Origin of the sequence: Lentilactobacillus otakiensis DSM 19908 = JCM 15040, assembly GCF_001434145.1 — a bacterium.
In the GTDB taxonomy this organism is placed as follows: domain Bacteria; phylum Bacillota; class Bacilli; order Lactobacillales; family Lactobacillaceae; genus Lentilactobacillus; species Lentilactobacillus otakiensis.
On record NZ_AZED01000014.1, the window covers coordinates 308040 to 327481 of the forward strand.

Below are 19442 nucleotides of genomic sequence, written 5' to 3' on the forward strand. Positions count from 1 at the left end.
CAGGTACAAACGTTACTCAATTAAGGAGCTTTTACTAATGGGAAAGATAATACTAGATAAAATGGCTATGCAGCGGGCCTTAACCAGAATTACTTATGAAATCGTTGAAAAAAATAAAGGTGTCGAAGACCTCGTTTTAATCGGCATCAAAACGCGTGGAATTTTTTTAGCAAATCGGATTGCCGATCGGCTCCAACAATTGGAAAATGTCTCGATTCCCGTTGGCGAGTTGGATATTACTAATTATCGTGATGATATCGAACATGACGCGATGAGCAGTGATGTCAAGATGTCCAACAATAAAATCAATTTTTCCATTGAAGGGAAACGGGTCATCTTAGTTGATGATGTGTTGTACACTGGCCGAACTGTCCGGGCAGCGCTCTCAGCTGTTATGGATTTAGGCCGGCCAAAGAGCATCAACTTAGCAGTTCTGGTTGACCGTGGTCACCGTGAGCTCCCGATTCGCGCCGATTTTGTTGGCAAAAATATTCCGAGTTCTCAAAAGGAAAAGATCAAGGTTTACGTATCAGAGATTGATGATAAGGATGCTGTTGAACTCATCAAATAATTCTTATTGCGAGGAGTCAGCATGACGGAAAGATATTTAATTTTAGAAGATGGGTCCGCTTATGCTGGAAAAGCATTCGGATCGCTGGCGACAACTACCGGTGAAATTGTTGCCAATTCAACTATGAATGGTTATCAAGAAATTATCTCCAATCAGATTTACCATAACCAAATCATTGTTTTCACCCAATCATCCATTGGAAATACCGGACTCGACCAGAATGCGTACGAGTCCATTTTGCCGTCCGCAAAAGGGGTCATTGTCAGGGAGTACGAAAACCTGGCAACTGACCACTTTAAGCGGATTTCTTTGGATCGATATTTAAAACAACATAAAATTCCTGGGATCTACGATGTCGATACCAGAGAAATTCGGCACCATTTACAGAAACGGGGCAACATGAAGGCTAGCATCGTGGATGTTGCTGATGATCATGCATTTGATCAGCTGCATGCCACCGTTCTAACCAATCAGCAAGTTGCCCAAGTTGCCACTCCGAAGCCATTTCCCAATCCTGATGAAGGCGCAAACGTGGTCGTGGTCGACTTTGGTTTAAAAAGTGGTATCTTGAGAGAATTGTCCCACCGAGACTGTAACGTCACCGTTGTGCCCTGGAACTTTTCTGCAGCTCAAATCCTGGATCTGGATCCAGATGGCATTGTCTTATCAACTGGCCCTGGATCACCAGAAAATCTCCCAACTTCTGTACTGGACATGATCACAGAAGTTCAGTCGCAAGCGCCATTGTTTGCAATTGGGTTAGGCCATGAATTATTTGCTTTGGCAAATGGTGCGAAAATTTCCAAATTAACCGTTGAACACCACGGTAGTAATCATCCAATCCGTGAAATTATTACCAACGAAATCTTTTTCTCAGGTCAAGAACAAGGCTATGCGGTTGATCCCAAATCGATTGATCACGCTCAGCTGTTCATTACCCATGTCGATTTGGTAAACGGCACTGTTCAGGGATTACGTCACCGAGATTATCCGGCATTTTCTGTCCAGTTTTCACCAGATGGCGCGCCGGGGCCTAAAGACAGCGTTGGCCTCTTTGATGACTTTGTTGAAATCATGGCAAGAAGAAGGGACAGCAATGACGATAGATATTAAAAAAGTACTTTTACTCGGCGGCGGTCCCACTAACATTGGTCATGAAAATGAACTGGATGCTGCTGCTTTTGAACGACTCATGGCTTTAAAGAAAACTGGGGCCAAGATTATTTATTTGGATAACAATGCTTTTTCTGTCACCACAGAAGAAATCCAACCAGCTAACGTTTATGTTCAAGAAGTTAATTTTCAAAACGTTGTTAATATCATTGATAAAGAAAATCCTGATGCCATTATGGCAACAACTGGTGGGCTCAATGGCATGCAAATTGCTTGGCAGCTAGCTGAAAGTGGTGTCTTGGCATCGAACAATATTTCGTTGCTTGGGATTAAACCTGCCGATCTGCGGAAAGTTATGGACAATCAAAAACTTCGTGATACATTAACAGAAATCAATGAAAAAGTGATTGCTTCAAAGATTGTTGCCGATGACGATGAAGCAATGGACTTTGTCAGAGAAGTTGGCTTTCCAGTAATTGTGAAGCCTATGTCATCAAGCCATGATACTAGCCGTTTCATCTGCAATAACACCGATGAATTGGAAGACGCCTTAGATGTTAGTTTTAAACGGACGTATATCAAACGTTGTTCAATTGAACAAAGCATCGTTGGCTACAAAGAAATTGAAATGGTTGGAATTCGCGATGCCAGTGGAAATAAGATTTTAATCTCCGGTATGGAGGATATGGATCCAATTGGAATTCACTCTGGAGATTCAATCATTTTTGCTCCAACTCAAACGCTCATTAATGAGGAATACCAGGCGCTTCGAAGCGCCACTTTCCGAATTATGGATGCCCTCAATGTGACGGGAACCTGTCATGTTCAGTTTGCTCAATCAAGGACTGATTCAAATTATTTTGTGACTAAGGTTAGTCCATTCTTCACACGTAACACCATTTTGGCTGCGAAGGCGACAGGGTACCCCTTAACCTACGTCTCAAGTTTTCTGGAACTTGGGTATAATCTTACCGAAATCAAGTTACCAAGCAAATACAGCAAGTTTTTGGCGTTTATGGAGCCAACAATGGATCACGTAGTCGTCAAAATTCCGTTATGGCCATTTAGAGATATCACTGACGTTGACCAACATTTGAATACATTGATGAAATCAGTTGGGTCGACGATTGGGATTGGTCGGACAGTTGAGGAAGCAATTATCAAATCAATGCACAGCTCCCAGTTCTCACCGCGGGATATTTTACCCAGTGTCTCAACCGTTGACGATGATGATGTGATTAATCAGTTAATTCATCCATTGGCCAGTCGAATATTAATTTTAATGGAAGCCCTTCATCGGGGGTTCTCCATCGATGAACTCTCTGAATTGACTCAAATCGACCGTTTTTATTTCTATAAATTGAATCAATTGTTGAGAGCACAAGATTTCGTAGTCAACAATCCGATGTCACCACAATCCATTGAGATTGGCCACAAGTATGGTTTTGGTGATGGTATGCTGGCTGAGTTATGGAAAGTCAATATTTCTAAAATTCAGCAAATGAATGAAAACTATCATAATCACGTGACTTACAAAGCCATCGAGCCCAGTGCTGGTGAATTCTTGGAATCTACAAATATCTTCTACAGTAGTTATGAACTTGAGAATGAAAGCCACCCATTTACTGACAAGAGCGCTTTAGTTATTGGACGGGGTGGTAATCAGTTGGGCCCTAATTCGGCCGCTGATTATTACACATCCCAAATTTTGCGGGCACTTCACAAATCTGGTTATAAAACCATTATTATGAATACCAATCCAAACGCGGTTTCCCTGACACCTCAATTGAGTGATAAACAATATATTGAACCGATTCAACTTGGAAATATTTTGAACATTGTGGATATTGAGAAGCCGGATGTCGTCATTTTACCAGGCAACCGTCATTATTTATCCAAACAGTTAAAGCAGTTCAAGAATTTAAATATTATTGTATTGCCGCCAGATCAGAAAGTTGCCACATACAATCAAAAGTATGCGACGACTGCTGTCGATCTGTTTATTGAAGGTGACGAGGTATTACCGGTCACAACAATTTCCTTCGTTGGTAAAGATCAGCGTACCGATCTTCGATTCATTAATGATTATAAAGAGCCGATGGATAACTGGCAGACTGACGAAGCCAAACTAATCGCTGACGCTTCAACGAATGTTGATACTCAAGAATGGCAAGGCTTAGTCCAGGTCTTGTATAATACAACTGGTAATTCTGAATACGAGATGACCGGGATTCGACCAGTTCGAATTACTGAGACGGCCTTCTTAACTAAAACGACTGGTATTAATTGGGTTAATGTTCTGGTAAAAAAATATCTTGGAAAACTGGATATGGATGACTTGCGAGAAGATCTCAAGCCAACCGAACATAAACGATCATCAATTATGACTGCCCATTTTCCGTTCAAAGAGCTCCAATCTGGTCGCTCGGAAGGGACGACTAAGCAGGAAGTTGGTTCGTCGCTTTCATTTAAAAACTTTGAATAATATTATTCAAAAAAGCATTTCGACTTTTGTCGAAATGCTTTATTTTTTCATTTTATCAACTAAATCCTCGTCTGGTGTGACAAACAAGGTGGTTTGGTTATCATAAATAACGTAGCCAGGTTTAGTTCCATTTGGTTTACGAATATTTTTGACCTTGGTGTAGTCAACTTGAACTTTGGAAGACTCCTGTGCTTTGGAGTAGTAGGCGGCTAAATTTGCAGCTTCTGCCAAGGTTTCCTCAGAAGGATCAAAACTCCGGATAATGACATGTGATCCTGGAATATTCTTGGTGTGTAACCAAGTTTCCCGCTTATCGGCAGTGTGCATGGTCAGCTTTTCGTTCTGCAAATTATTTTTTCCGACTAAGATTTCGGTACCATCGGAAGAAACAAACTGCTCGGGTTTGTTAATCTTTTGACGCTTATTTTTCTTCTTTTTATTTTGTTCATGATCTCGCAGGTAATGTCCCTGCTCCAACTCATAACGAATATCTACCAAATCTTGTGGATCGGCCAACTCGATTTGTGATTGGATATTTTCGAAATACTCGATTTCTTGTTCCGTCAGTTTGATTTGTTCACCGACATATTTGACGGCGTTTTTTAGCTTTTGATATTTCTTAAAGTAGCGTTGCGCATTCTGAGAAGGTGATTGTTGATTTGAAAGCTGGATGTTAATCAACTTGTCTTCATCATAATAATTTGGCAATTCAATTGAAGTCATCCCACGTTGAACCTTATTGAGATAGGTGGTCAGGATCTCACCCTTGACCCGATAGTCGTCCGCATTTTCAGTTTCCTTCATATCTCGTTGGAGCTTTTTGAGTTTATTACGATTTTTCTTTAATTGTTTTTTGACGACTTGGATTAATACCGCGCCTTGTTCGCGAACGCGGTCTCGCTGAGCTTTACTGGCGTAAAAACCATCAAGTAGTTCACTTAAAGTTGAGAAAGTCTTATTTTTAGTTGTACCTGGGTACGGAAATGCGGTAAAATTAATCTTGTTACCTGCAACATGGCTAAAGGTTGGCTCTGGGACGTCAAATCTTTGGAAGAAATTCTTAAAATTAGTCTCAACATTTTCGTCTTTATGCAAATTAGTTGCAAGTGCCAAAGACGTGTCATTGCCGAGTCCTTGAATGCTTTTTCTTAAATTATCCGCCAACATATCGACGTTAGGGAAATCTTTGATTAATTGTTTGATATTGGAAAAATCTGTGATTTTAAATGGATTTTCCAGATCTTGTTTTGGCGGTTTAATATAGGTTGCACCAGGAAGTAATAAACGGTATCGGTTGACATCCGAGCCCACATGTTTGATTGCATCAATAATTTTTCCTGTGGCTTGGTCCACCAAGATGATATTACTGTGTCGGGCCATAATCTCAACAATCAGATCTAATTTGGTTTGATCACCAAGTTCATTGCGTGCAGTGAAGGTAAACGTCAGCACCCGATCGTTTTCTTGTTGAGAAACATCACTCAGAATCCCACCACTTAAATGCTTGCGCATAATCATTGTAAAGTTCGTTGGGACATTCGGATTTACATAGGGAACCTTCGTAATCTGTACCCGGGCATAAGTAGGGTTGGCAGATAGCAGAAGCTGCCGGTTTTTTCCGTGAGCTCGAATGGTTAATATGAGCTCATTTGGATAGGGTTGATTAATTTTGCTGATTCTGCCGGTTTGCAGCAGATCAGTTAATTCATTTTTCATAGAATGGGTAAAAGAACCATCAAATGACATCTTATCACTCACTTTCGTATAAGTAGCATGTACTAGTATAGCGCACTTTCCTTACTGATGCTAAGGAAGACACATGTTATTTGTATGTAATAATCAAATAGCGTATACTAATTTTTCGGAGGTCTTTTCATCATGAAGGATATTCTTGTGGCACTTAATTCCGCTGCCAAAAATCATCGGTCCCAAATATTCAAGATTACCAAGGCAATGAATTTAACAATCTCGGAATGGAAATTGTTAAATCAATTGATTGCTGGCAATACAACTCAGGAGTTGTTGTCTGAGAGTACTCAACTTGATATTTCCACGTTATCCCGACAATTAAAGCGGTTATTGGAAAAAGAAATGATTGATAAAACGGCGGTTGGACGTGACAAGCGACAACTCATCTATAGAGTAACCGATAAAGGAACCCATGCCAGTGAATATGTCCAAGATGAAATTCAACAGCTGACAGATCGGGTATTCAACCATTGGACAGATGAAGAGAAAAACCTCTTAAAGATATTGATTAATCGTCTTGAAAAGAGTTTGGATAGAATTTAATTATGAGCAGGTGAATTTAATGAAAATTGCGATCGTGACCGATAGCACGGCGTATTTGACCAAGGAAGAACAAGCAAAATATCATATTACCGAAGTGCCGATTCCTGTCATTATTGATGGTCGGGAATACAAAGAGGGTGTCGATCTTACCACAGAAGAATTCTATGATAAATTAAAGAATTCCCAAGCCTTTCCAAGTACTTCACAGCCACCGATTGGTGAAATGATTGACCTTTACAACTCCTTGGCAGCAAAAGGTTATGACACCGTGATCAGCATTCACCTTGCCAGTACCATTTCAGGATTTTATAGCGCCTTAACCCAGATTGCCCCCACAATTGACAGCATTAAAGTGATTCCGTATGATTCGAAAATTACTGTCAAATTAATGGGATATATGGCCATTCAGGCAAGCAAAATGGCTAGTCTTGGCCGGACACCCGAACAAATCATTACATATCTTGATGGTCTTCGACAGACAATTGATGAAGTTTTTGTTGTTGATGATTTGCAAAATTTGGTCCGTGGCGGCCGACTTTCAAATGCTTCTGCTTTTATTGGTGGGGTGTTGAAGATTAAACCTTTGCTGACTTTTGATGATAAGAGCAACGAAATTGTGGCTTTCGAAAAGATTCGATCCCGGAAAAAAGCTTTGAAGCGCGTCGAAGAAATTTTTGCTGACGTTCAACACAAAGTTGATTATCCGCTCCGGGCATTAGTGATCAATGCCAATGACCCGAAAGCCGGTAACGAATGGGCAAATAAAATTCACGAACTTTATCCAGATATGAAGATTGAACAAAGTTATTTTGGACCGACCATTGGGACGCATTTAGGCGACAAGGCATTAGCACTTGCCTGGCTTAGAGACTTTGATTTAGATAATATCTAATATGAACTATTTTAATATGCAGTCGCCTATTGTTCAGCAAAACACGAACTAAGCGATTGCATTTTTTAATCCATGTGATAGACTTTAATAGTTACATAAATTAAATATGGGGTAGGATTCAATGCGTTAAGTGTCGAAGGAACGGAATGTGAACTTCGAACGAAAAACGGCTGACTACGACTTGTCAGTCCTTTGCGGTATTGTTTCCGCATTCACTATGCTATTTAGATTTCCGCTAAATAATGGTGAGCTCCTTTTAAGGAGATGCTGCATCATGAAGTCATTGTCATTAGGTTTTCGTAAGCTTCGGGTCGTCGATATTGTTGTGTTAGGGATCTTTATGTCACTGCTATTGATTCTTGGCCGGTTCACAGTTGGGGTTCAGACATGGCGGTTGAGCTTTGGATTTGTGGTCACAGCAATTGCTGGTTTATTATATGGGCCATTATGGTCCTCATCAATTGCCGCTTTGGCTGATATCATTGGCACATTAGTTTCTGGCAATGTTTATTTCCCAGGATTCACGCTTTCAGCGATTTTAGGGGCTGCTATTTATGGCTACTTCTTTTATGGTAAGGAAATTACCTGGAAACGTGTGATTATCGCTCAATTGATTATTGCCGTATTCGTGAACGCCATTCTGAACACGTATTGGTTAACGATCTTATACAAGACACCATTTTTAGCATATTTACCCATTCGAATGATTAAAGAAGTTGTCATGACACCAATTCAGATGGCAATTATCTACTATGTTTTGAATTCGCAAACGTTACAAAATATTCAAAACAAATTATTCAAATAATTTAATGCGACACACTTGCTGATGCGTATAGTGGGCCGCTTTTTGTATTGCAGTTGAGAGGAGAGCCAGGACATGTATTTGATTCGCATTCATAACATGAAATTTCATAGTCACATTGGTGTTTTGAAGGAGGAAAAAGTTGTTGGCCAAAATCTTCAAATTGATTTGACGGTTAAGGTTAATGCCCAACCGGCAAATGATGACTTGAAGACGACGGTTTCTTATGCCGACTTCTATCCAGCAATTGAGGATATCGTCACGTCCAGCCACGCGGATCTTGTTGAAACCTTGGCCGAAACAATCATTTCAAGGATCAAGCGACTTGATTCTCGGATTGCGACCGTCCAAGTCAAGATTAAGAAACAGTCAACACCGATTGATGGCGCATTTGACGATGTTGAAATACAAATGGAGGGTTGATCATGGAAGATGTTTATTTGAGTTTAGGTAGTAATATTGGTAACCGTGAGCGATACCTTCATCAGGCGATTTCCATGCTTGGAAATGATTCAGGTATTTTGGTTGATAAGGTTGCTCATTTTTATGAAACTTCGCCAGTGGGTGGCGTGGAACAGCGCGCATTTTTGAATACTGCTGTGAAGATCGCAACACGTTATCAACCCGAGGAGTTGCTGCAAAAAATTCACGACATTGAAAGCGAGCTTCAGCGAACCAGGACAATTCATTGGGGCCCTCGCACACTGGACATTGATATTATTTTCTTTGGCAATCAGAAGATACAAAATCAAAGATTGACGATTCCACACCCAGAAGCCTTTAACCGCTTATTTGTGTTAATGCCAATTCAAGAGATTATGGATGAATCCTTACCTCAATTTTCCAAAATTAATCAGACCATCTCTCAATTTCCGGATAAGGATCAAGAAATTCACAAAATTAATTCTGCGGATTCTTTTGATGATTCAATCAAGACATCTATCAGGAAACTGTTGACCACGATTGGGGAGGATCCCGATCGGTCCGGACTCAAAGAAACTCCTGACCGGGTTGCCAGAATGTATGGAGAAATATTTTCTTCCATTGGTATTGAGGATTTTCAAGACTACAAACTTTTTGATGAGCCAATCAAGGATTCAAAGATGATTATGATCAAATCGATTCCATTTTATTCCATGTGTGAACACCACATGATGCCATTTTGGGGCACTGTCAATGTCGGTTATCTGCCAAAAGACGGTAAAATTATTGGCTTGAGCAAGATTCCGCGGCTAGTTGATTTTGTATCACACAAGTTAAGCTTGCAGGAAAAGATTACCGATGATGTTTTGTCGCAAATGGACAAGATTTTGAGCCCGCAGGGGGTAGCTGTCGTTGTTGACGCCCGCCATATGTGTGTTGAAATGCGTGGTGTCAAGAAGACCGGTTCGGTCACGCGAACAACCAAGTTTTCTGGGGTGTTCGAACAGGATCCCTCGCTTCGTCAGGAATTCTTGCAGTCAATTTAGGAGGTTCAAATGAGCCAAACAACCGAATTTACAGGATTTCTATACGATCAAGGTGACCGGATTAAACTTTTAAAAGAAGTTTTATCTGAGCTTGGGCATCCAGATACCAATTTTTCAATTATTCATGTCTGTGGGACCAATGGAAAAGGTTCCACTGCGATGATGATTGGGTCGATTTTACAGAAGCTCCAATTTCGGGTCGGCTTGTTTACCAGTCCGTTCATTGGTGATGTGACGAATGGAATCCAAATTAACCAAAGGAATATCTCATCAGTCACTCGCCAAGCACTTTTGTCGCGGCTTGAACAGATCATGTCTTCCGACAAATTTGCTGGTCAAACTTTATCTGAATTTGAAGCAGAATTTGTTGCTGCTATGATGTATTTTTCAGATCAACACGTTGATTATGTGGTTCTTGAATGCGGGCTTGGCGGCGAGTTAGATGCTACAAATGCCGTTACAACGACTATGTATTCGATTTTTACTAAAATTGGTTTGGATCATATTGGCATTCTTGGGAACAACATTGAAGAAATTGCCACTACTAAGTCTAAGATCATTCGAGAAGACAATACAACGATTGTCGCACCAGATCAGCGACCCGCAGCATTTGACGTTTTGGCTGAGGAAGCCCGAATAAAACACGCCAAGTTGTTGGATGCCGGTACCATAAAAATACGCGAAGTTGACGCTGGTCTGCCCTCACAAACGATTCAGTTTCATCAAGAATCATTTGAAGGCCACTTCAAGTTTGGACTTCAAGGGACTTACCAGGTTGAAAATGTCTCAACAGTCGTTACTTGGTTAATCGATTTTGTTCAGAAACAACAATTATCGATTAATCTTGATCGACTTTTGACTGATTCACTCGGTCAGCTTCAAGTTCCTGGACGGTTCGAAATGATTTCTTCATCACCGAAAATTATTGTGGACGGTGCCCATAATCTTGATGCAATCTCTGCTTTCGTTGATACAGTGAGTGTCAATTTAAAGCATCAGCATAAAGTGATTGTCACGGGCTTCTTGAAGGATAAGGACTATCGTGATTGTGTAAAATTGTTAACCCAAATTGATGATGCCAGTTTTCGGTTGACCCGTCCTGATAACGCCAAACGTGCATTATCGGAGCAAACACTTCAAACAGTATTCGCCGAGAATAGCGGAATCGAATATCCAACATATGCTGAGCCAATCACCGCTTTAACCCACACAATGACGGAATTTCGGCATCAGCCGGACACAATTATCCTGGTTGTGGGTTCATTTTACCTGCTTAACCCAATTCGAAGGTTTATTAAAGATAGGAGTAATGATCATGAATAACAGTGAACAACATTTTTCCGGTCGTGGATTTGATTTTGATGTCACTCAAGAACCCTTAATTTATTCCATTTTAAATCTGACCCCCGATTCATTTTTTGATGGCGGCGTGAACGATAGTATTGACCAAGTCCTGCAGCGGATTGAAACTGAGCAGGAGCTGGGTGCCAAAGTATTCGAGCTAGGTGGAAAATCCTCCAAACCTCATTTTGACGACATTAGTCCCGCTGAGGAATGGGGTAGGGTTAAACCGTATTTAACGGCCATTCAGCAGCGCTTTCCCAAGATTGTTTTGGCAATTGATTCGAATACCAACGCTGTCATTGAAGAAGCTTTAAAATCTGGAATTCAAATTATTAATGATATTGATGGGTTTAATTCTGAAGTAAAGTTGAATTTAATTGCGAAATATCACCCGTCAGTGGTGACGATGTTCAATGGGCGAAACTTTGACGAACAACCCGAGACATTAAATCAAACGATGGATCATTTTTTCACTGACTCGATCGCTCATTTAGAGAAGGCTGGGTTGGCCAAAACTGAAATTGTCATTGATCCCGGAATTGGTTTTTCGACCTCCAATACGTTGGAGTTTGACTTAATCAAGATGAAAGCCACGAAACATTTAATCAGCTTTAACACACCGGTCATGGTGGCCATTTCTCGGAAAAGTTTTGCTAAACGATTATTTGACGCAAAATTAGAGGATCGACTTGTTCCGACAATCCTATTTGAAACATTTATGACTCAATTGGGTGGTCGAATTCTGCGGGTGCATGATGTCAAAGAAACTCATGAGATGATTGAAACCTATAAAATCTTCAAAGATCAATTGTGAGGGTGATTTAGAATGATTAATGGCATGAACTTTATATCCAAGATAATTCAGGATATTCAAAAGCTTGAATCAACTGACTATCCCTGGATTAGCCACGAGAAACTCGAATCATTGGAATCCTTAATCAATGATCACCAAGAAGGACTTCGAAATCGAAAATCTTTGATTCATTTATCTGCCAGTGCATTTGTCATTAATGACCATCTTGGGTATTTTATCCGGCATCCATATTTGCACACAATTTTATTGCCGGCAGGTCATGTAGAGCCCAATGAACTACCAGTGAACTGTGCGGTTCGTGAATTTCATGAAGAGACCGGATATACTGCTGACGGACCTTTGGGCAAGTTAATTGATCTTAATTTGATTGACATTCCAGCTAATCCTTTGAAAGATGAAATGGCACATCAGCATATTGATTTCCGGTACGCTTTGCCGCTTGCCGATACACTTCCAGCAACCCCAGAGTTACCAGTGTTTCGACTTTCGGGGAAGGATGCTCCAGCTGAATTTCAGCCATACTTTTACTTGGACGACTAACTAATGGAAGAAGGCGATCGTTATCGAAAATAATATGAAAATTCGCAAGATGCGGCTCGAAGATTATCCAAACGCGTATCAACTCTGGCAACGGATACCTGGGATGAATTTAAGGGATCCGGATGACAGTTTTAAAGAAATCAGCCGGTTGATCAGCTTTAATCCTGACTTTTGCTATGTCGTCGAAAATACTAATCAGCAAATAGTTGGCAGTATTCTTGGTGCAACGGATGGCCGGCGCGGTACAATTTATCATCTGGCCGTGGATCCTAAAGTACAACGGCAAGGTCTTGGCACTAAATTGGTTGATCTCGTCATTGATCAGTTAAAACAAGTTGGCATTCAAAAAGTATACGTTATGGTGATGCGTGATAATCAAGCTGGTGAACAATTTTGGCTGCGACAGAAGTTTGTAAAGCGCGACGACATCGTTCGTTTTAACAAAATTATTTAAAGCCGATCAATTCAAAGAGGGAGCCATCATTTTAACCGAATTGGATTATTCGCTTTCTACTTTACATAATATATATTATACGAAGTAGTGTAAAATCAAAAAAGAATCAGTTCTCAAAGCCAACACTCTCGGCAATGACAACTGATTCTTTTGTGCATTAATTTGGTGAATAATTAACTGACGGCTTCTTCCAGATCATTCCCAGATTCAACTTGAGTGTTCGTTTGATAACTATCCACCTTTACTTTTAAAACGTGACGCTGAATGCGTTTATCAAGCGGTGGTAATTTCATATAGTCGCCGTATAATCTCGTTAAGTATGCGTCATAATCTGCTAGCACCGGTACCTGTAAATTTTCAAATTTCATGGTTTTTACATGATGAATTTCATCTGGTTTGATTAATTCTTTACCATATTGATATGGTGATGACATGTTAATTAATGATAAGTCTGGATGACCATTATATTGCGTCATGGTGCTCAAACGAATGTCATACAGCTCACTTAAGTTATAATCTGCATATTTGGATTGACTGATGCTTTCTTGATAAAGATCCGGATAAAATCGTTTCCGAATTTCTGCCAGCAGATCCGTTAACTTTTCTTGCTGACGTTGTTGCTGAAGTTGTTTCTTGGGCATTCTGTCAAATGGGAATACGTCAATGAAGATGCCATTCTTAGCTTTTGTCAGTTCACGACCATGTTCTAAAATTTCTGTGCCATTGGCCATCACTTTGGCAAAATCATATTCATATTGTGGATCAAGGCGGTTTTCCTCAACGAAGTATCCCCGGTCTGACAGTTCCGCTGGTGCAAATTGCAGAAACTTTTCGAAGTCAGTTCGCGGTAGTCCAATGTCGATATCGTCATCCCATGGAATAAATCCGTGGTGGCGGACAGCACCAATTGCTGAACCACCGGTTAGAAAGTATTCTAAATGATGCCGAGAATTGATTTCTGCGACGTTTGCCAGGATACCTAGCTGAATTTTGTGAATTAATTGTAAATCAAGCATAACTCATGACCTCCTCAATCAAAATTTCAATCTCATATCTAAACCTCTTTTGTGTTGGATTGTTCAACTACTAATATTAATCAGATCAAACAGCGGGTCAATTAATATGCCTTTTTATGCTATACTTAACTTAATAAAATACAGATTTTATTAAGTTATAAGTCTAAAAGTAAATAAGCCCCACCAAAATACCGGTTTTTATCCAGGTTACTAAGGAGTTAAAAAAATGAATTCTTCCCAATATATTCACCACAATGAACAGCTGGTGCAGAAATTGCCCGATTACATCAACGAATATTACTTAGACAAATCAACGGTCCCATTATCCCCTGCCACGCTATACCAATATTTGAACGAGTTTCATCGCTTCTTGAGTTGGGTGATTGCTGTTGGTATTGTCAAAGTCTCCCAAGTTAAAGACATCCCACTTTCGAGTCTTGAACATTTCAAAAAACAGGATATGGAGCTCTATAAGTCCTATCTGCTCAATCGCGGCAAACAAACTGCCAACAATCCCCAAGGATCGATTTCCCACCGAACTGTCAATCGTTCACTCAATGCACTCTCAGCCTTGTTCCGGTATCTGACTGAGGAAACTGAAACCGCAGATGGCGAACCTTATTTTTATCGAAATGTGATGAAAAAAATTTCATTGGTGTCTGACAGCGAAACCTACCAGACCCGCGCCAATAACATTAAAGACCAGTTGATGCTTGGTGATAGTGATATGAAATATGTCGAGTTTATCAAAAATGATTACCCAAAAGCGCTCACAAACAAACGAACTCTTGCGTTATATCGACGTGATCGCGAGCGCGATACTGCCATCAATGCTTTAATGTTGGGAACCGGGATTCGAGTGTCCGAACTCACCAATGCCAACTTGAAGGACTTAAATATTAATAAAGCGACAATTACGGTCCGACGCAAAGGCGGTAAACGCGATTCGGTCCCGATTGCTGGTTGGGTCTTAACCTACTTAGCCGATTATTTGAAGATTCGTAAGCAGCGTTATTCGGCAAGTAAGGACACCCCTGCCCTCTTTTTGACGAAAGGGGCAACTGCTCCAAGACGCATTTCAACTGCCACTGTAGAGCTGCTAGTGGCCAAATACTCCCAGGCTTTCAACCATGTTCGGGTCACACCGCATAAACTGCGACATACTTTGGCTTCAAAGTTATATTTAGAAACCAATAATGAGCATTTGGTGGCGACTCAGTTAGGCCAAAGTTCAACCAATGCAACCGGTTTGTATACTCACATCATTGACACCAAGCAACGGCAGGCCTTGAATGGATTGCATCAACAGGATAAATCAGAGTAACTTAAAAAACGCATCCTCTGAATGGCAACATTCACTGGATGCGTTTATTCATGATATAGATGGTCTTTTTTGATAAGCTGACCACAATTTGGATTGTACTTTTGAAAATGTCATTTCGTCAAAAACTGCTGGCTGGATCCATTTCCCTGGAAAATAACTGAGATCCACATTCTCTGGTAGACGGCCTTCCAGCAGGGTAATTTTCCACTGTTGATGAGTAAATGTGTGGGTGACTGGTTTATCAAGCACCTGACTGAGTTTAATTGGAAGTTGATAATCGCTTTGCATTTTGGCCTCAACAATTTGGATCAGCGCAGACTTGGAAAGACTTTGATCATCGGTTAGGTCCTGATGATCAAACAATGGAAACATCCAAAAATTAGCGAGAATCCCACTTGATGGACGCTTCTGAAATAAGTAGCCGTTATCTGATCGGATCACTAAACCAAAGTAATCATGAACCACTGGCCGCTTCTTCTTGGTTTTCACCGGATATTGATCCTCAATTCCGTCCAAAAATGCTTGATTAAAAGCCCTGACTGGTGAGTGGCTGGAATCAAAATTTGTTGCTGTCATGTAGCTGGCACCCAAATCCATGATTGCCTGATTAAAATCACCGGGTCGATCTTTAGAAATGATTTTGTTGATGACCTTCTCAAATATTTTCCGGGTTTGCGGTTTAGCTACGTCGGCATTAATTTCAAGCAGTCGGGCAAAGACTCGAAAAGCATTGCCGTCGACTGCTGCGACCGGTTGGTTAAACGCGATACTGGCAATTGCGCCGGCAGTATAAGGCCCGATGCCACTCAACTCTTGAAGGTCGTGGGCGTTAGATGGCCATTTGCCATGATAATCAGTCACAACTTGGCGGGCAGCTTTTTGGAGATTCCGGGCTCGTGAGTAGTATCCTAATCCCTCCCAAGTTTTCATCAGCTTGTCTTCTGGTGCATCGGCCAAATCTTGGACGGTTGGAAATTCTTCCATGAAGTGTAAATAATATGGGATCACCGTTTGAACCTGGGTCTGCTGTAACATGATCTCTGAAACCCAGACATGATATGGATTGTGGTCCTGACGCCAAGGAAGCGTTCGCTTGTTGTGATCATACCAGTCGAGCAATGTTTGTTGGAACGCTTTAATTTTTGTTTCTGACCACTCAATCATCCGAGTTCGTCCTTTCCGACTACCTGTAACCAAAAAGCAGCAAGATTGACCCAGAAATTTGGGTTACCTGCTGCCAGAGGCTCACGATTAATGCTGCCAATTTTGCTTAATAAACTTTTCTCGCCCACCCATTTCTTCCATCTGATAACGTAATGGGTTTTTCTTATAGAATTCTTGATGTTCGTCCTCAGCTGGATAAAATGGTTTGGCATCTTCAATTTGAGTCACAATTGGACTATCAAATTGTTCACTTTCAGCAAGGGCTTTCTTCGATGCTTCAGCAATCTTTCTTTGTTCATCGTCCTTAACAAAAATTACTGGTCGATAGTTATCGCCGCGATCTTGGAATTGACCCATCGCATCCGTGGGATCGGTTTGATGCCAATAAATCTCGACTAATTTGTCGTAACTAATTACTTCAGGATCGAAGAAAATTTTGACTGCTTCGGTATGGCCAGTCGTGTGACTTGCGACCTGCTCATAAGTTGGGTTGGGAACGTGGCCGCCGGTATAACCGGAAACGACTTTGTTAATGCCGGGAATCGTGTCGAATGGCTTAACCATGCACCAGAAACATCCGCCTGCGAAAATTGCTGTATCTTCCATTCATTGCACCTCAATTTTATTTATTCAAATAATTGTTTGTATTTACTGTATCCCTTTGCATCCAATTCATCAACTGGAATAAATTTTAAAGCGGCAGAATTAATGCAGAATCGATGACCGCCAGCTTCCTTAGGGCCATCTGGAAATACATGTCCAAGATGAGAACCGGCTTCTTTGCTGCGGACTTCTTCTCGAATCATGCCGTGCGACATATCCAAGTGATTATCGATATTGGCTTTATCAATTGGTTTGGTAAATGATGGCCAACCACAACCGGCATCGTATTTATCGGTCGATGAAAACAGTGGCTCTCCGCTCACAACATCCACATAAATGCCATCTTTGTAAAAGTCATCATACTCACCGCTAAACGGTGCTTCGGTGGCTTTATTTTGTGTTACAGCGTACTGTTCTGGGGTTAATTTATTTTTGAGGTTTTGCTTGTCCATAAGAGCCCTCCGTTTCAATAATAGGTTGTGTACAATTCAACTATTCTTATTATAGAGGGCGTCTGGATCAAAGTAAACAAAAACGGCCATAACTAAATCGAATTGATTAGTCAGGCCGCTCAGCGTTTTAAGGATTAATCTAATGCATCATTCAATGGAGGGACAACTTGCTTCTTACGTGAAACAACTCCCGGCAATGATAATGTATCATTTGCTAATTTACTGTTAAAGGCTTTTTCAACAGCTGAGGCAGGTTCGCCGACAACGATCATCTTAGAATCGCTGTTCAAAACATTCGTAATGAGAACAAGGAATAAATCATAGCCCTTGTCTGCGGCTTCAGCCTTCATCGCTTTTTTGATGTCGTCTTGACGTTTGTCGATTTCGCTGAATTCAACGACGTTGATTTGATCAATTCGAACGCTCTTGCCACCCATGGTGAATGACTTGGCATCTTGATCGATCAATTCCTGGTCGCTCTTTGCTGAAACGTTAGTCCCGGCTTTAAGCATTTCGATACCATACTTTTCATAGTCGATGTCAGCAATTTCTGCCAAAGTTTTAACGGCAATTTTGTCTTCTTCGGTAGTAGTTGGTGACTTCAACAGCAAAGTATCTGAGATAATTGCTGATAACATCAAACCAGCTAATTGAGCAGGAATTTCAACTTTGTTTTCGTCAAACATCTTAACGATGATTGTACTGCAGCAGCCAACTGGTTCAGCACGGTAATACAGTGGCTGGTCAGTTTGGAAGTTGGAAATTCGATGGTGATCAACGACGTGAGTGATCGTTAAATCTTTGATATCACTAACACTTTGTTGAAATTCATTATGGTCAACCAACATAACTGAATCAACTTCATTTTTAGCGGTTTTGATAATTCGTGGTGTTGGTTCGTCAAAATAATTAAGGACAAATGCGGTTTCTGAATTAGGTTCACCCAAAGCAACAGCTTCTGTATCATAACCTAATTTATTTTGAAGATATGAAAATGCTTTAGCAGCAACAATCGCATCTGTATCAGGACTTTGATGACCGAAAACTAATTCTTTACTCATTTAAACAATCTCCTTTTATTTTAATAATTTATTTCCCTAAACGGGCTAAATAATCTTCTTTAGCAAGAAACTCATCAAACTTCTGTAAGAATCGTTCAATCCGTGGAATTTCATTCTTGCGCTTACGGTAGACGAAGTTCAGGTCAAATTTAACTTTAGGATCCAACTCAGTCACCCAAATGTCATCGTCAGTTAACTTCTTCAAGTCGATGTTTAACATATATGACTTTGGTAATGCCGTATTGGTATGCGAGTTGATGGCAAACTTCAAAATTTGTTCTGGCATGGTGTAACGAGCAGCAACCTTTGGCCAGTCAACCATCTGATTCTTAAAGGATTCCCGTAAAGTTTGGTTCAAGTAATAATCTTGTGGATACATCACCCAAGGTCGGTCATTAACATCCTTCAATCGAACCCGTTTGCGTTTTGCCAAACTTGGATTGTGGTGAATGAATAACAGATCATCAGAAATGATCTTCTTGGAGCTGTATGGTTTCCAATTCTTGATCGATTCATCCGGCAGGTACATAATCGCCAGGTCAATTCGGTTGTTCTCCAAGCTTTCCCAAATTTCTTTTCTGGTCAACATGTGGAAATTGACTTCCAAATCAGGATTTTCTTGGTACAACGCTAATGCAAAGTCTTCAAAAACTTTGGTTTCAATTGATGCCAGGATTCCCAGATTAATCTGACCAGTCGTTGAACTAGTTGCCTGTTGGATCTGGTCATTGGCGTCATTTAACAGGTCGTAAATTTGCCGTGTGGTCTTCAACATGATCACGCCTGCATCAGTCAGTCGCAGTTTCTTACCAACTGAGTAGAATAATTCAGTTCCCATTGTCTTTTCAAGCTTCTTAATCTGCTGGGTCAACGCTGGCTGCGTGATCCCTAAGATTTGAGCGGCTTGCGTATAGTTCATTGTTTCTGACAACTGGAGAAAATACGATAAAGTCTTAGATGCAAAGATATTTTCCTGAGTGGTTTTCATTCAGACTCTCCTTATCGGTCAGTGCGACCATTAAATAATTAACAGGATACTGCTATTA

General features: G+C 40.7%; 20 protein-coding genes and 1 riboswitch. Of the genes, 13 read left to right on the forward strand and 7 right to left on the reverse strand.

The annotated features are described in order from the left end of the window. Window positions 1-37 precede the first annotated feature (37 nt). From pyrR to FD05_RS09035, 3 genes are read left to right on the forward strand one after another with little or no spacing between them, the layout of a single operon-like run. Entirely contained in the window at window positions 38-571 is a 534-nt protein-coding gene (gene pyrR, locus FD05_RS09025; protein ID WP_013727896.1) for a bifunctional pyr operon transcriptional regulator/uracil phosphoribosyltransferase PyrR, read from the forward strand. Between the two features lie 21 nt (window positions 572-592). Continuing rightward, window positions 593-1684: a carbamoyl phosphate synthase small subunit gene (locus FD05_RS09030; protein WP_020280257.1), complete on the forward strand. Its 1092-nt coding sequence runs from the start codon at window positions 593-595 to the stop codon at window positions 1682-1684. After that, complete coding sequence (locus FD05_RS09035) at window positions 1668-4169, forward strand: carbamoyl phosphate synthase preATP-grasp domain-containing protein (protein WP_039932342.1); 2502 nt, start codon at window positions 1668-1670, stop codon at window positions 4167-4169. The genes FD05_RS09030 and FD05_RS09035 overlap by 17 nt, the downstream gene beginning before the upstream one ends. A gap of 39 nt (window positions 4170-4208) precedes the next feature. Here the strand turns inward: FD05_RS09035 and FD05_RS09040 are convergent, their stop codons facing one another. Continuing rightward, on the reverse strand, window positions 4209-5915 hold the full coding sequence (locus tag FD05_RS09040; RefSeq protein WP_020280255.1) for an NFACT RNA binding domain-containing protein: 1707 nt from the start codon (window positions 5913-5915) through the stop codon (window positions 4209-4211). Window positions 5916-6047: 132 nt separating this feature from the next. On the opposite strand from FD05_RS09040, the gene FD05_RS09045 reads away from it, so the two are divergent. The 9 genes from FD05_RS09045 to FD05_RS09085 all read left to right on the forward strand — a co-directional run bounded on the left by FD05_RS09045 (window position 6048) and on the right by FD05_RS09085 (window position 12776). Further along, on the forward strand, window positions 6048-6461 hold the full coding sequence (locus FD05_RS09045; RefSeq protein WP_020280254.1) for a MarR family winged helix-turn-helix transcriptional regulator: 414 nt from the start codon (window positions 6048-6050) through the stop codon (window positions 6459-6461). A gap of 19 nt (window positions 6462-6480) precedes the next feature. Beyond that, window positions 6481-7353 (forward strand): DegV family protein, encoded by an 873-nt coding sequence (locus FD05_RS09050; protein WP_020280253.1) that lies wholly within the window; start codon window positions 6481-6483, stop codon window positions 7351-7353. Between the two features lie 105 nt (window positions 7354-7458). Continuing rightward, a riboswitch (THF riboswitch) is annotated at window positions 7459-7573 on the forward strand. A gap of 54 nt (window positions 7574-7627) precedes the next feature. Then, window positions 7628-8158 carry a folate family ECF transporter S component gene (locus FD05_RS09055; RefSeq protein ID WP_020280252.1) on the forward strand — a complete coding sequence of 177 codons (531 nt, stop codon included), beginning with the start codon at window positions 7628-7630 and terminating at the stop codon, window positions 8156-8158. A 72-nt stretch (window positions 8159-8230) separates the two neighbouring features. Further along, complete coding sequence (folB, locus tag FD05_RS09060; protein ID WP_020280251.1) at window positions 8231-8578, forward strand: dihydroneopterin aldolase; 348 nt, start codon at window positions 8231-8233, stop codon at window positions 8576-8578. 2 nt (window positions 8579-8580) lie between these two features. Beyond that, window positions 8581-9624 carry a GTP cyclohydrolase I FolE gene (gene folE / locus FD05_RS09065; protein WP_020280250.1) on the forward strand — a complete coding sequence of 348 codons (1044 nt, stop codon included), beginning with the start codon at window positions 8581-8583 and terminating at the stop codon, window positions 9622-9624. Between the two features lie 9 nt (window positions 9625-9633). After that, window positions 9634-10947: a bifunctional folylpolyglutamate synthase/dihydrofolate synthase gene (locus FD05_RS09070; protein ID WP_020280249.1), complete on the forward strand. Its 1314-nt coding sequence runs from the start codon at window positions 9634-9636 to the stop codon at window positions 10945-10947. Further along, window positions 10934-11782 (forward strand): dihydropteroate synthase, encoded by an 849-nt coding sequence (gene folP, locus FD05_RS09075; RefSeq protein ID WP_020280248.1) that lies wholly within the window; start codon window positions 10934-10936, stop codon window positions 11780-11782. The genes FD05_RS09070 and folP overlap by 14 nt, the downstream gene beginning before the upstream one ends. 12 nt (window positions 11783-11794) lie before the next feature. After that, the gene (locus FD05_RS09080) at window positions 11795-12322 is read left to right on the forward strand and encodes an NUDIX domain-containing protein (protein WP_020280247.1); all 528 of its coding nucleotides are present in this window, start codon (window positions 11795-11797) and stop codon (window positions 12320-12322) included. A gap of 34 nt (window positions 12323-12356) precedes the next feature. Next, window positions 12357-12776 carry a GNAT family N-acetyltransferase gene (locus tag FD05_RS09085; protein ID WP_020280246.1) on the forward strand — a complete coding sequence of 140 codons (420 nt, stop codon included), beginning with the start codon at window positions 12357-12359 and terminating at the stop codon, window positions 12774-12776. Between the two features lie 173 nt (window positions 12777-12949). Here the strand turns inward: FD05_RS09085 and FD05_RS09090 are convergent, their stop codons facing one another. Further along, window positions 12950-13792 (reverse strand): LicD family protein, encoded by an 843-nt coding sequence (locus FD05_RS09090; protein ID WP_020280245.1) that lies wholly within the window; start codon window positions 13790-13792, stop codon window positions 12950-12952. A gap of 226 nt (window positions 13793-14018) precedes the next feature. On the opposite strand from FD05_RS09090, the gene xerS reads away from it, so the two are divergent. After that, window positions 14019-15116, forward strand: coding sequence for a tyrosine recombinase XerS (gene xerS / locus FD05_RS09095; protein WP_020280244.1), 1098 nt, complete (start codon window positions 14019-14021; stop codon window positions 15114-15116). 48 nt (window positions 15117-15164) lie between these two features. Here xerS and mutY read toward each other — a convergent pair whose 3' ends face one another. From mutY to FD05_RS09120, 5 genes are all read right to left on the reverse strand, one after another. Then, on the reverse strand, window positions 15165-16280 hold the full coding sequence (gene mutY / locus FD05_RS09100) for an A/G-specific adenine glycosylase (RefSeq protein ID WP_020280243.1): 1116 nt from the start codon (window positions 16278-16280) through the stop codon (window positions 15165-15167). Between the two features lie 87 nt (window positions 16281-16367). Then, window positions 16368-16886: a peptide-methionine (S)-S-oxide reductase MsrA gene (gene msrA, locus FD05_RS09105; RefSeq protein WP_020280241.1), complete on the reverse strand. Its 519-nt coding sequence runs from the start codon at window positions 16884-16886 to the stop codon at window positions 16368-16370. Window positions 16887-16906: 20 nt separating this feature from the next. After that, window positions 16907-17335, reverse strand: coding sequence for a peptide-methionine (R)-S-oxide reductase MsrB (gene msrB / locus FD05_RS09110; protein WP_020280240.1), 429 nt, complete (start codon window positions 17333-17335; stop codon window positions 16907-16909). Between the two features lie 134 nt (window positions 17336-17469). Further along, entirely contained in the window at window positions 17470-18396 is a 927-nt protein-coding gene (locus tag FD05_RS09115; protein ID WP_020280239.1) for a manganese-dependent inorganic pyrophosphatase, read from the reverse strand. A gap of 28 nt (window positions 18397-18424) precedes the next feature. Continuing rightward, window positions 18425-19384 (reverse strand): LysR family transcriptional regulator, encoded by a 960-nt coding sequence (locus FD05_RS09120; RefSeq protein WP_020280238.1) that lies wholly within the window; start codon window positions 19382-19384, stop codon window positions 18425-18427. Window positions 19385-19442: the final 58 nt, after the last annotated feature.